Below are 12,922 nucleotides of genomic sequence, written 5' to 3' on the forward strand. Positions count from 1 at the left end.
ATTAATCATGAAAATTAAATGAATACTAGAAATCATAGTTCCGACTAATTAATCATCGAAATTAAATAAATCACGCAAATCATAGTTCTGAATTTAGCCAATATTTATAAGCTGCATAAGCTAATGTGACTACTCCAGTAATAATAGCAGATTCATCAACTTCAAATTGAGGATGATGCAACGGATGGTTAATTATTCTCTCTTCATAGCCTACACCTAAACGAAACATTGAACCAGGGGCGTGTTCTAAATAAACAGAAAAATCTTCTGCACCTAAAGATGGTTCTGGTAAAATTCGTACACAATTATTAGTCCAAGCTTCTTCCGCTGATGATTGTAATAATTGTGTTAGGGCATTATCATTTTGGACACTGGGTACACCTCGATGATAGTTAACTTGATATTTTGCATTGTAAGAATTACAAACATTAGCAACTATATTTTCAATCCACTGTGGTAGTTTGTCGCGGGTTTCTGGGTGAAGCGATCGCACTGTTCCCAATAATTGTACTTTATCAGCAATCACATTTGGCGCTCTTCCCCCATTAATTTGTCCAATACTCAACACTACAGGACGCAAAGGATTTTGAGTACGGCTAATAGCTTGTTGCAATGATGTAATCACTTGCGCTGCAATCCAGATTGCATCTATGGCTTCATGGGGACGCGCACCATGTCCAGATTCACCAATAATAATAATTTCTAAATTGTCTGCTGCGGCTGTTAATGCACCGTAGCGAATACCCACTGAACCCGCAGGAATGGAAGGAAAAACGTGCAACCCTAAAATAGCCGCGACATTATTCATCACTCCATCTCTTACCATCCAATTTGCACCCTGGGCAATTTCCTCAGCGGGTTGAAATAAAAACCGCACCTTTCCACCCAATTCTGAGGCAATTTGGGAAAGTACCATCGCTGTCCCCAAACCTACCGTAGTATGAATATCATGTCCACAAGCGTGCATGACTCCTTCAATCCGAGAGGCATATTCTAAGCTTGTGCGTTCTTGAATGGGCAAAGCATCCATATCAGTGCGAATTGCTAAGATTCTATCACTAGATTGAGTTCCTTGTAATTCACCAATGACACCTGTTTTACCTATACCTTCTTCTACGTGCAAGCCATTAGCGGATAACACACCTGCAACAAAGGCAGCAGTTTGATATTCTTCGCCACTAAGTTCTGGATGCGCGTGAATATGGCGACGGATTTCAACTAAGCGGGATGATATGTTTGTTGTTAAGTCTTTGATTCGGTTTAGCATAGGAATAATTTTAATTCATTCACCTTATTTAAATCTAGAATTTTGACAGCTTTAGCTGCTACCAGCATTCTGACTAATTTTATCGGCTTACCTGCTAATTTTTCAGCATCAAAGAACACAACCAAATTACCTCTCTTTAAGATCAAAGTCTTGACATTAACACTAGATTGTACTATGTATCTTAACTCTTGCAAACACATTGTGGGTATTAGCTGCGATCGCTCCTTCCCCAATATACAACAATGGGTGGGGTGATGACTTTCTCTAATTAATTGAATTGCCGCATTAACTTTGGGAGGATTTCCATTTAATACATGACTCTTTATGAATATATTTTCATTATATTATATTAACCATTACCATAATTTACTAATTTGAACTAAATTTAGATAGTTTATAAATAATATCTTACGAATAGGCACTTTGCTAAGAGATCGTTATCAAATTACCGAAATTTCATCTAATCATACGGGTTTTGGTATTACCTATAAAGTCAAAGATTCTAATCACTCAAATCAACCAATTCGGATTTTAAAACAACTTAAAAAACTTACCGCATCTAAATTAGATATTAAAAAAATGGTAGTAATTTAACTTGTACAGTTGATATTTTTAAGGTATTTAAATCCATTTTAAATCCATTTTAAATCCAGGGAATAAATTCCCTGTCTGAAAGCTAAAGTCGGTTGAAACCGACTGAATGGAAGAATTTTTTAGTCCGGTTTAACGGACTTGGGCTATTAGACTGGGAATTCATTCCCAGACGGGTTATGAAACAAACCGAAAATTAACCAATTACCAAATTATCAAATACCAGGAGTATCATCTATGAAATTACACAAATTATCCCATTTATGATTATATTAGGAATAACGAAAACTATGGAAATCAATAATATCATGGATGATACAGAAATTAAAATCAAAGGTATCAAAGCACTATATGAATCTCTTGGTTCAGCAGCAGCTATGCGTTTCTTAACGTTGCTACATAAAACCCCTACTGATTATGTAGAAATCTCAAAAACAATATATCAAGATCAAAGTATTGAGGAAATTTTTGCTAGGGCAAAACAAAATTGGCAAGATTAATTATATCAACAAGCAATGGATAAATTAGCACAATACCGGAATATTATCAAAAAAATATTGACTGAATATTACGAAATGACTAATACTCAAATTTCAAAAAAATGTGAATTTGAAGTTAGTGAACGTTTAGCTATTGATGAAACCAGATATCAATATATTTGGTTTCGTTTTGGTTGGGATGACAAAAAGCAAATACAGCATATCATCATTTATCTTACCATTAAAAATGGCAAAGTTTGGGTAGAAGAAGATGCAACAGATTTATGTGTAGTGGATGATTTACTATCAGCAGGAATACCGCAAAATGATATTGTTTTGGGTTTCCATCATCCCAGTAAAAGAGTTTTTACAGAGTGAATTTAGAAACCAATCTCCCAAACCATCATTTTTCACACTGTGTGGCATCTAGGTTTGCTTTGGGTACTTACAGCACTTCCTGATGTTATGAGGTACAGTTTTTTATCGCCAAACCCGTAGGGGCGCAGGGCCTGCGCCCTCCATTCTATTTCATGAGAACGAGAATTGCTGTATTCAGCAAACCCTAAATAAGTTTAAGTTATAAATACTGCCCACATTCCGCAGGTGTTTTTTGAATTTTCGGAATTATCCATAACCCAATGATAACAAGGCTTTCAGACAATGACACGCAATTCTTACTAGGGCGATGCCTTCGGCGCGGCGTAGCCATCGCACCTCTATGCTAAATCTCAAATCAAGCTTATTGAGAATACTGTCAATAAATTAGTATTTTACCACAAGATACCAGATCCCCGACTTCTTAGATCAATTTACATTTTATTGACAAGATTAAAAAAGAAGTCGGGGATATTCTTTATCTTCTTTATGCTTTATTTTAAGAATATCCAATTTCTATCATTTTGAAAAATTCCTGCACTACTTCATCTGGATTGTTATAACATCTTTGGGCATCAAATCTTTCTACAACTTTGATACCGTTTTTCTTGAAAATGCGTTCTCTTTCTTGTTCTTCAACTCTGCGTTCTGCGGTGTGAAAGGGTCCATCAACTTCTAAAACTCCCCATTTACCGTTATAACAAATGAGAAAATCAGCTTCTTTATTTTCTCTACCTTTGGCTGTGTTGAGTCGTGCTAAGGAGTTGGGTACAAATAAAACTCCAGTTCTGTCTAATGCTTCAGCAATTTTGATTTCTGTTTTTGAGCGGAAACGTAGATTTTCCCAAGTGTGAATTATTGAGTTTGAATAAAATTGAACACCTTGGTTATTAGAAGTATTATCTACATCAATATTTTTTTCTGTTTTATTAACAGTATTATCATTTTCAAGAGTTTTGCTTATAATTAAATTTGTGTTTTCTATAATTTTTTTATATAAACTGGCAAATTCTCCAGGTGCAAAGTTACCGTTAATAGGTCGTCTTTCTGTGTTGTTAAAATCAAGATAATAATCTTGAATTGTGAGATCGAGATATACATATTCACAAATTACTTTATCCAAGTTTGTTTTAATATTAATCTGCCAATCTTTTATACAAGAACCTGTTAAGGTTGCATTGTGAAAATTTGTACCAACTACTTGCGATGTGGTTAAATTAGCCCTACTTAGGTCAGCCCAACTCAAGTCAGCCCAACGCAGGTCAGCCCCATTCAAGTCAATCTCAATTAGGTTAGCCTCAAACAGACCAGCGCAAATTAGGTTAGCTTTACTCAGGTCAGCCCCATTCAGGTAAGTTCCAGTCAGGTTAGCCCCACTCAGTTCAGCATCACTCAGATTAGACCTACTCAGATCAGGTATTATATCTGAATTTTCATCTCTCCAATTATTCCAAACCTCTACTCCTTGCCTCAGTATTGCTAAATGCTCTGGATTTGCCATAATCTAGTTTTTATACCTAAAATTGCCAATATTCGGATTTTAACCTAATTTCATTAAGTTTAATCAAAATAGCGATCGCATTTAGCATTAACCAGATTTTTCAAATGTTTTCTATGACACAATAATTTATGTTGTGTTTTTTGGCTACTGATGTTAACTCAAGCAGAATTTGAGGAATTTATAAATGATACGACAAAACAAATTGATGGTAATATTTTATGGATTGAAGATGAAGACCATTCTCCTGCTGTAGAATTTCGTGTTGAACTTACCTCAAATCCTGACTATCCCATTTTCGTCAAAGGTAGTTATAACCCCCTAACAGAAAAACTCACCTACGCACTCATCCATCGCGCTGCTGGTAGAATATATGCTTTGGATTTGGGACAAGATCATAAAAATCCTGATGGAAACCTAGTAGGAGAAAAACACAAGCATCGCTGGAGAGAGCCGTATCGAGATAAAGAAGCTTATGTTCCAGAGGATATAACTGCTCCTGTCACCGATCCAGTCAAAGTATGGCAACAGTTTTGTCTAGAGTCGAAAATAAAGCATAATGGAATTATGCAAGATCCACCGCCATTACAGTTAGATTTATTCCTCTAATGTTAACCCCTTGCCAAGAAATTGCCAGAACGATTGGAGAGTTGTTTACCTGTTCAACGGTCAACGACTATATCCGTATACGTACCCCATTACTTTATCCTGATGGTGACGTTATTGATATATATCTAAAGGAAAAAGAGGGACAATATATCTTAACAGATTTAGGTGAAACTTTACGCTGGCTACGGATGCAAACTATATCTGAGAAAAGGTCAGAAAAGCAAGAAACTCTAATTCAAGATACACTATTAACTCATGGTGTTGAAAGATATAAAGGAATGTTAATAATTAGAATACAAGAAAATGAAAACTTAGCTTCTGCTGTCACAACTTTATCGCAAGCAGCATTTAGAGTTTCTGATATTTGGTTTACATTTAGAACTAGAGCTTTTGAGTCAATTATAGAAGAAGTAGCAGAATTTTTAACAGAGAAACAAATACCTTTTGAGCAAAATAAGAAATTTGCAGGGCGTTCTGGACGTTCTCGAAAAGTAGATTTTTGCACCGAATATCGCCAACAAACATCATTAATTGATGTACTAAGTACAGCAAGTGTGGCAGCAGGTAATAGTAGGGCTGACAATGTTTTTACTGTTTGGTCAGACCTTAGCTACCTTCAAGAAAGAAATTACAAATTTATTTCATTATTTGACGATACCATAGACATTTGGAAACTTGAAAATATTACTCTTCTAGAACAAGTGTCTAATGTAGCATACTGGTCCCGCAAAGCTGAATTTCAAGAAATGCTCCTTATATAATATCATTTTTCATAAGTATATTAATGAAATTTGTAAAACCATCCCTAGAATACTATTTAAACCTTCAATATCCCGTCACTCTTTACCCTGACGCAGAACAAGGTGGATATGTAGCAGAAATAAAAGATTTACCTGGATGTTTAACTCAAGGAGAAACCCTAGAAGAGATAATAACAAATATCAATGAAGCGCGGGAATTGTGGATAGAAACAGCTTATGAAGCGGGGGATAATATTCCTTTACCCAGCGAAAAAGATATCATAAATGATCCACTAGCTGAGTTTATTGGTTTGGTAGAAAATGGGAGTTTAGCCCAAAATATAGATCAACAATTATAAGAAACTATGAACAAGACACTTTTACAACAAAATTAAATTAATATATATCTGTCACAATCAACCATATTATTATGACTAAAGTAAACCTAGTACAAAACGGCGTAAATAAACCAACCATTCTAAATCCTCCAAAGGCCTATACTGTCTTCATTTTGACTTTTGACTTTTGACTTTTGACTTCCGCCTTGCGGTACTAGACTTACCCCCAGCAGTATTTTCAGCCCGTCGTCTTTCCCCAGATGATTTTGTGCGTGATATGCGCCTAGCAGCAGCTATATTTTGGTATCAAAAAAACGAAATCTCCCAAGAAAAAGCCGCACAAATAGCAGGCTTAAACCGCCGTGATTTTATTTTAGCCCTTTCTCGTCAGCAAATAGATGTGTTTTTTGTAGAGTTTGATGATTTACAAGAAGAGTTAAATCGTGTCTGAAAAATCACTGTCCTAATTTATCTAACAATTGTTGAGACAGAGGGTTAAATTCTCAATTTGTCAACTCACAACTTTTATTAACTGGGGAACTAAAGCTTTTAAAGCATTACCACGATGGCTAATTGATTTTTTTAAATCCGTCGTCATTTGAGCAAAAGTCAATTGTTTCTCTGGTACATAAAAAACCGGATCATAACCAAAACCACCATCTCCAGAAGGTGCAAATAAAATTTCACCGTGACAAATACCCTCAGATTGAATTACTATTTCTCCTTGAGGATTTGCAACTGCGATCGCACACACAAATTGAGCTTGGCGATGTTCCTGATCACTTAATTCTCTTAATAGCCTTTCAATCCTTTCTGTATCCGTGTCTCCATAACGCGCAGAATATACACCCGGCGCACCATTGAGCGCATCTACCTGTAAACCAGAATCATCAGCGATCGCCCAATTACCCGTAACTTTAGCAATTTCTGAGGCTTTCAGACAAGCATTTTCCGCAAAGGTTTCTCCCGTTTCTTCCACATCCAAATCTTCCGGTTTTAAAGCTAATTCCCAACCAGAATCAGCTAAATAAGCCTGCATTTCCTTCAATTTTCCGGGGTTTCCTGTCGCTACTACGAGTAATTTAGTCATCAGTTGTTAGTTGTTAATAAAAAGGTAATTACAGCGGTTTCCGCTCTTATGCTTATGAGCTACATCTTAGCCCCCTCATCGCTTGCGGGGAGGGGGTTGGGGGTGGGGGTCTTGTATTTCACTCAACCAAGAACCGCCATATCAAATTCTGAGATTATTTATGCTAAATTTTCCGAGAAATTCACTTTTTTATATAATTGCTTTAAAGATAATTCTACATTAATTGATGGCAAATTTATCATAGCATCTTCAGTTTCATACTCCGTTAAAATCCATTGATTTTCCGAAGTTTTCACATATTGCATCACATAATATTTAGTTTGGTCAATTAAAATATATTCTTTAAACTCAGGAATTGAGCGATAATAAAGAAACTTATCACCACGGTCATAATCTTTTGTTGATTTAGATAAAACTTCCACAATCAACACAGGATTAGTAACTATTGTAGTATTGGCACTGTAATAAACAGGCTGACCTTCAATTACCATTACATCAGGATAAATAAATTCTCGATAGCGTGGTATCCACAATTTCACATCACCAATGTAAATGTCATAGCCTAAATCATTTAACGCCACATTCAAGCTAGTTGCTAAATTTAACGCGAGTTTATTATGATTTGTTGTTCCACCAGTAATAGATATAATTTCCCCATCTCGATATTCATTTTTATAATCAGCTTTTTTTTCTAATTCTAAATATTCTTCTGGTGTATAGTAAGCTGTAACTACTTTGATTTCTTGGGTAGTAGTTTGTAATTTCATAGATCTATTTTAGTAATAGTTACTAATTGAATTTTACCTGATTTTGAATAGTTTGATAATCACTAAGAGACTTCCAATCATTACAAAACCCGTAGGGGCGCAGGGCCTGCGCCCTAATTTATATTACATTCAAAGGTTTTACTACTGACGGGGTTTCTTCTTGGAAACCTTTAATACAGGTAAAGGGTCAGCGGAAGACTGAGGAGGTAAATAATATTGAGCAACAGGTTCTTCTGGTAAAGCCGGACGCTGCTGCATTCGCCATAATTTAAAGACGAGAGCTATTCCGGCCGTTCCTAAACCAAAGGTGAAAAGTGACCAACTATCATCCAAACCACCAATCAGAGCATCTATTATTCCCACTGTTATCAATGCACTAATGATGGGTTCTTTGCGGTAGGCTGACTTTAAAAAACGAGGTAATACAGCATTCATCACAGCTTACTTAGTTCCAATTAGAGTTTTTGTATAAATTTACTCAGAACATCCCAGCTACAGTTTGTCTGTTTCATCAAAGGCAAATAATAGCATGGACAATTGTAATTTCCTTTGGCAAAAAAAAGGGAGTACGGTAATTAACACCCACAGAAGTGATTGCTTTGAGGATCATCACAGTTATTTCTATTGTACTAGGACTGAGGCAGTAAGTTAATTTGGGGAGACAGACTGTGAGGACAAAAATAAACCGAAAACTAATGTAGAGACGTTCCATAGAACGTCTTTACACCCAATTCATACTATCAGTAACGCCAAATTAGAAGTCTACTTTAAACCAAGCCATGCAAGTACACCTTGATTAGTAGCGTATTCGATTACTACCATTAAAATAAAGCCGATCATTGCCGCTCTGCCATTTAAACGTTCAGCATATTCATTGAAGCCAAATTTAGGTTCTTCTAATTTGGGGGTGATGGTTGGTTGTTGTTGTGTCATAATCAGTGATTCCTTTCTTGATAATTGGCAAACAAAAATTTACAGAGATTTTTCAAGTAAATTGCTGAAGATGGTCGTCGGTACTTAACAATTTTTAATTATTCTTTATCTATTGTAAGAAAACTGGCGGATTAGTCAAGGTGTAGCGTTAGGGAGAATAAAAATTTTGCATTTTGAATTACTGAATACGGAAATAATCAGCTAGGTACTGGCACGCTAAAGTGAAACAATAAAATATAAGAGGCTATCAATGGAAATTGGTGTTCCCAAAGAAACTAAAGATCAGGAATTTCGGGTAGGTTTAAGTCCTTCCAGTGTTCGGGTATTACGGGAAAATGGTAATAATATTTTTGTAGAAAGTGAAGCTGGTACTGGCGCGGGATTTACTGATGAAGACTACCGCAATGCTGGGGCAGAAATTGTCAAAACTGCCGATGCTGCTTGGAATCGAGAGTTAGTTATTAAGGTAAAAGAACCTTTGGTGAGCGAGTATCAATTCTTGCAAAAAGAGCAGTTGTTATTTACTTATTTACATTTAGCGGCGAATCGCCAATTAACAGAATATTTAATTGATTGTGGCACTTGTGCGATCGCTTATGAAACCGTAGAACAGCCAGGAGCAAATAAACTCCCCCTACTCACACCCATGAGTATTGTTGCCGGTCGGTTAGCCGTCCAATTTGGCGCAAGATTCCTAGAACGTCAACAAGGAGGCAGAGGCGTACTTTTAGGCGGTATCCCCGGAGTCAAAGCTGGTAAAGTCGTAATTTTAGGTGGTGGTGTCGTCGGTACAGAAGCCGCTAAAATCGCCGTCGGTATGGGTGCATTGGTGCAAATCTTAGATGTCAACGTGGAACGTCTATCTTACCTAGAAACCTTGTTTGGGTCGAGAGTAGAACTACTTTACAGCAACTCCGCCCATATTGAAGCCGCAGTCAAAGATGCCGATTTACTCATTGGTGCAGTCTTAATTCCTGGCAAAAAAGCCCCCATTTTAGTATCTCGTGAATTAGTTAAACAAATGCGCCCTGGTTCAGTGATTGTAGATGTTGCTGTTGATCAAGGTGGATGTGTAGAAACATTACATCCTACATCCCACACTAAACCAGTATACATTGATGAGGGAGTCGTACATTATGGTGTTCCTAATATGCCAGGAGCAGTGCCTTGGACATCCACGCAAGCCCTCAATAACAGTACCCTACCCTATGCTGTCCAGTTAGCAAATCTGGGACTTAAAGCCTTAGACATGAACCCAGCCTTAGCAAAAGGTTTAAATGTCCAAAATCACCGTCTTGTACATCCTGCTGTGCAAGAAGTATTTCCCGATTTAGTTGGGTGAAACAAAATTAAACATATAGATCCAGTAGGGGCGGACAGAATTCCGCCCTCTTCCTTTGCGTCTTTGCTCATTAGCGTATTTGCGCGAAACAAAAACTACTTCACCATAGATAAAATAATCCCCACCAGCGAACCAAGAATTAGCACGATACCGCTGAGAGAACTAATTGCAAAACCAGGACCGCGTTTTTCAGCAGCTTGATAATATCCCCAAGCATAAGCAATTCTGCCTACTATCCAAGCTGCACCGAGAGCAGAACCCCAAATAGGACTAACGTAAATAGAAAACAACCATAAAGCCGGAATAAATAAAGCTAGTTGTTCCAAGGTATTTTGTTGTACCCTTAGCACTCTTTCAAAATCGAGGTTTCCTGTAGTCTGCGGTACAGGGACTTGATATTTAGCTCTAGCTATACCAACATTAATTGTCACTACAAAATATAGTATAAGTGCGGAAACAGTAACTAAACTAGGATAAGGAGACATAAACTTGAGTAAAATGGGAAAATAACGTGATTTACAAAATATTATAGGTGACAGATGAGAATTTAATTACTAACTAGCAATGACAGAAACATTAGAACCATTAATTGAATTAAAAGGTATTTCTAAAACTTTTGGTAACAACAAGGTTTTAGATAACGTTGATTTAAAAATATACCGAGGACAAGCACTAGGAATAATTGGCCCTTCGGGAACTGGTAAATCAACGGTTTTAAGGATTATAGCTGGATTATTAAAACCTGATGAGGGAGAAATTTATATTCAAGGAGTACGCAGAGAGGGTTTAATAGAAGATGCTGCTGATCCGGTGGGAATTGGCATGGTATTTCAGCAAGCGGCTCTATTTGACTCCTTGACAGTCGAAGAAAACATTGGATTTCTACTTTATCAACATTCTCGACTCAAGCGATCGCACATTCGGGAATTAGTCAATCAAAAATTAGAATTGGTAGGACTAGCAGATATTAGTCACCTTTACCCATCAGAACTTTCTGGAGGAATGCGAAAAAGAGTCAGTTTTGCTCGTGCTATTATGTCAAATCCTCAACGTCCTACAGATAGTCCAGAGGTTTTATTATACGATGAACCTACAGCCGGATTAGATCCCATTGCCTCAACGGTAATTGAGGACTTAATCCGTGACTTACAAAATACACAAGGAGTCTGTAGTACTTACTCCATTGTGACTCACCAAGAAAGCACTATTCGGCGGACATCCGATCAAATAGTATTTCTTTATCAAGGAAAAGTGCAATGGCAAGGTACAGTAGTTGCCTTATATCATACAGAAAATCCCCTAATTAGACAATTTATGAGTGGAAGTGTACATGGACCAATTCAAGTAGTTGGTTAAGTACCAAATCAAGTTGCTGAGTTTAACGCTATCAGTGGAGGAATAAATGCGAGGTCTAATTAGCAGTTTCACGTCTGCACGCATGATGAGAGAAGGTTCTGTAGGATTGTTGCTTCTGGTGGGGTTAGGCGCATTTGGCACAATTTTACTGTGGTTAAATAGAATCACCCCTGGAGAAACTTCTTACAGAGCAATTATCGAATTTGCCAATGCTGGGGGAATGCAAAAGGGTTCAGTAGTCCGTTTTCGGGGTGTGAAAGTGGGAACTATCACCAAGGTTCAACCCGGAACAAATGCCATTGATGTGGAAATTCAAATTAACTCCCCTGATTTAATAATTCCCAGTAATTCCCTCATTGAAGCTAATCAAAGTGGATTAATTAGCGAAAATATTATTGAAATTACTCCCAAAGGATATTTACCAGGGAAGTTATCTGCCAAACCTCTAGATAAAGACTGTAATTCTAGCTTGATTATTTGTAATGGTTCTCGCTTAAGAGGGACAATTGGCATCAGTGTAGATGAACTGATGCGTCAATCAACTATTTTTGCGGCTCAATATAGTAACGAAAAGTTCTATAAAAACGTGAATCGCACCTTAGAAACCTCGGCTAATGCTGCTGCTAATATCGCCGATTTAAGTAAGGATTTACAGGATTTGAGCAAAACCTTCAAAGGACAAATAAGTGTATTTTCTGGTACGGCATCTACATTACAACGCTCTACAGCCCAATTAACTACAACTGCTACCAAAACCGCAGATCAATTAGGGACAACAGCTAAGGATTTTAGTATCACAGCTAAACAAGCAAATCGCTTACTAACAAATTTAGATAATCTCATCACTACCAATCGTTCTTCTTTAGTTGGTACTTTAAATAGTATGACGGAGACCAGTAATCAACTTCGTCAAACAGTTACAAGTTTATCACCTGCCATTAATCGCTTAACTCAAGGACAATTATTAACCAATTTAGAAACCCTATCAGCAAATGCAGCCGAAGCTTCTGTGAATTTAAAAGATGCCTCTAAAACTTTAAATGATCCAAAAAACATTGTTTTATTGCAGCAAACCTTAGATTCAGCGAGAGCAACATTTGAAAATACCCAAAAAATCACCGCTGATTTAGATGAATTAACAGGCGATCCTAAGTTCCGTCAAAATATGCTGCGATTGGTAAATGGTCTGAGTAAATTAGTTTCTTCTAGCAAAGACATCCAGGAAAAAACCAAGGTAGCTGTAACTCTAGATGGTCTCAAAGCTGATGCTAATCAATCAAAGGTAGTAATTACCGCACCTGTTCCTCAAAAACAAATATTAGTGATAAATCCCCAACCCAAAATAGTAGAGAAAGTGGAAACAACCCCCGCACCAGTCCCAGAACCACCCAATTTATCCCAAGAACAACTCCTCCAGAAACTTAGAGAATATCGGGAACAGGAGAAGTAGGGGGAGTGGGGGGAGTGGGGGGAGTGGGGGAAGTGGGGGGAGTAGGGGAAGTGGGGGAAAAATAACACAACCGACAACTGACAACTG

18 protein-coding genes are annotated in these 12,922 nt (G+C 37.2%); 10 read left to right on the top strand and 8 right to left on the bottom strand.

Going from position 1 to position 12,922, the window contains the following annotated elements; genetic code table 11:
* Window positions 1-79: 79 nt before the first annotated feature.
* On the bottom strand, window positions 80-1,267 hold the full coding sequence (locus tag FJR37_RS05725) for a M20 family metallopeptidase (protein ID WP_168465534.1): 1,188 nt from the start codon (window positions 1,265-1,267) through the stop codon (window positions 80-82).
* On the bottom strand, window positions 1,261-1,386 hold the full coding sequence (locus FJR37_RS27380; RefSeq protein WP_256366863.1) for a hypothetical protein: 126 nt from the start codon (window positions 1,384-1,386) through the stop codon (window positions 1,261-1,263). The genes FJR37_RS05725 and FJR37_RS27380 overlap by 7 nt, the downstream gene beginning before the upstream one ends.
* 304 nt (window positions 1,387-1,690) lie before the next feature.
* Between FJR37_RS27380 and FJR37_RS05730 the strand changes: the two genes are divergently transcribed.
* The 3 genes from FJR37_RS05730 to FJR37_RS05740 all read left to right on the top strand — a co-directional run bounded on the left by FJR37_RS05730 (window position 1,691) and on the right by FJR37_RS05740 (window position 2,715).
* Complete coding sequence (locus FJR37_RS05730; RefSeq protein WP_254434520.1) at window positions 1,691-1,861, top strand: hypothetical protein; 171 nt, start codon at window positions 1,691-1,693, stop codon at window positions 1,859-1,861.
* Between the two features lie 287 nt (window positions 1,862-2,148).
* Window positions 2,149-2,358 (top strand): hypothetical protein, encoded by a 210-nt coding sequence (locus FJR37_RS05735; RefSeq protein WP_016953185.1) that lies wholly within the window; start codon window positions 2,149-2,151, stop codon window positions 2,356-2,358.
* Between the two features lie 15 nt (window positions 2,359-2,373).
* Complete coding sequence (locus FJR37_RS05740; protein WP_039204559.1) at window positions 2,374-2,715, top strand: XisI protein; 342 nt, start codon at window positions 2,374-2,376, stop codon at window positions 2,713-2,715.
* Between the two features lie 496 nt (window positions 2,716-3,211).
* Here FJR37_RS05740 and FJR37_RS26855 read toward each other — a convergent pair whose 3' ends face one another.
* Window positions 3,212-4,213, bottom strand: a complete 1,002-nt coding sequence (locus tag FJR37_RS26855; RefSeq protein WP_235335367.1) for a pentapeptide repeat-containing protein — start codon at window positions 4,211-4,213, stop codon at window positions 3,212-3,214.
* Between the two features lie 150 nt (window positions 4,214-4,363).
* Here FJR37_RS26855 and FJR37_RS05755 point away from each other — a divergent pair, with 150 nt between their 5' ends.
* The 4 genes from FJR37_RS05755 to FJR37_RS05770 all read left to right on the top strand — a co-directional run bounded on the left by FJR37_RS05755 (window position 4,364) and on the right by FJR37_RS05770 (window position 6,348).
* A complete protein-coding gene (locus tag FJR37_RS05755; RefSeq protein WP_168465535.1) occupies window positions 4,364-4,819 on the top strand; it encodes a hypothetical protein in 456 nt (151 codons plus the stop codon).
* A complete protein-coding gene (locus FJR37_RS05760) occupies window positions 4,819-5,580 on the top strand; it encodes a DUF1828 domain-containing protein (protein ID WP_168465536.1) in 762 nt (253 codons plus the stop codon). Before FJR37_RS05755 ends, FJR37_RS05760 begins: the two co-directional genes overlap by 1 nt.
* A 23-nt stretch (window positions 5,581-5,603) precedes the next feature.
* Window positions 5,604-5,918, top strand: coding sequence for a type II toxin-antitoxin system HicB family antitoxin (locus FJR37_RS05765; protein ID WP_039204563.1), 315 nt, complete (start codon window positions 5,604-5,606; stop codon window positions 5,916-5,918).
* A gap of 166 nt (window positions 5,919-6,084) precedes the next feature.
* Window positions 6,085-6,348 carry a UPF0175 family protein gene (locus tag FJR37_RS05770; RefSeq protein ID WP_039204552.1) on the top strand — a complete coding sequence of 88 codons (264 nt, stop codon included), beginning with the start codon at window positions 6,085-6,087 and terminating at the stop codon, window positions 6,346-6,348.
* 60 nt (window positions 6,349-6,408) lie between these two features.
* On the opposite strand, the gene rdgB is transcribed toward FJR37_RS05770, so the two are convergent.
* From rdgB to FJR37_RS05790, 4 genes are all read right to left on the bottom strand, one after another.
* Window positions 6,409-6,987, bottom strand: coding sequence for an RdgB/HAM1 family non-canonical purine NTP pyrophosphatase (gene rdgB, locus FJR37_RS05775; protein ID WP_039204551.1), 579 nt, complete (start codon window positions 6,985-6,987; stop codon window positions 6,409-6,411).
* A 158-nt stretch (window positions 6,988-7,145) separates the two neighbouring features.
* A complete protein-coding gene (locus tag FJR37_RS05780; protein ID WP_168465537.1) occupies window positions 7,146-7,754 on the bottom strand; it encodes a Uma2 family endonuclease in 609 nt (202 codons plus the stop codon).
* Window positions 7,755-7,895: 141 nt separating this feature from the next.
* A complete protein-coding gene (locus FJR37_RS05785) occupies window positions 7,896-8,189 on the bottom strand; it encodes a hypothetical protein (protein ID WP_168465538.1) in 294 nt (97 codons plus the stop codon).
* Between the two features lie 327 nt (window positions 8,190-8,516).
* Entirely contained in the window at window positions 8,517-8,687 is a 171-nt protein-coding gene (locus FJR37_RS05790; RefSeq protein ID WP_039204547.1) for a chlorophyll a/b-binding protein, read from the bottom strand.
* Between the two features lie 250 nt (window positions 8,688-8,937).
* Here FJR37_RS05790 and ald point away from each other — a divergent pair, with 250 nt between their 5' ends.
* The gene (gene ald / locus FJR37_RS05795; RefSeq protein ID WP_039204544.1) at window positions 8,938-10,029 is read left to right on the top strand and encodes an alanine dehydrogenase; all 1,092 of its coding nucleotides are present in this window, start codon (window positions 8,938-8,940) and stop codon (window positions 10,027-10,029) included.
* A 95-nt stretch (window positions 10,030-10,124) separates the two neighbouring features.
* Here the strand turns inward: ald and FJR37_RS05800 are convergent, their stop codons facing one another.
* Window positions 10,125-10,514, bottom strand: coding sequence for an MAPEG family protein (locus FJR37_RS05800; RefSeq protein ID WP_015083489.1), 390 nt, complete (start codon window positions 10,512-10,514; stop codon window positions 10,125-10,127).
* A 79-nt stretch (window positions 10,515-10,593) separates the two neighbouring features.
* On the opposite strand from FJR37_RS05800, the gene FJR37_RS05805 reads away from it, so the two are divergent.
* Both FJR37_RS05805 and FJR37_RS05810 read left to right on the top strand, forming a co-directional pair.
* Complete coding sequence (locus FJR37_RS05805; RefSeq protein ID WP_168465539.1) at window positions 10,594-11,385, top strand: ABC transporter ATP-binding protein; 792 nt, start codon at window positions 10,594-10,596, stop codon at window positions 11,383-11,385.
* 46 nt (window positions 11,386-11,431) lie between these two features.
* On the top strand, window positions 11,432-12,835 hold the full coding sequence (locus FJR37_RS05810; protein ID WP_039204542.1) for an MlaD family protein: 1,404 nt from the start codon (window positions 11,432-11,434) through the stop codon (window positions 12,833-12,835).
* Window positions 12,836-12,922 lie beyond the last annotated feature (87 nt).

This window comes from Aphanizomenon sp. UHCC 0183 (genome assembly GCF_009712065.1).
GTDB lineage: Bacteria > Cyanobacteriota > Cyanobacteriia > Cyanobacteriales > Nostocaceae > Dolichospermum > Dolichospermum heterosporum.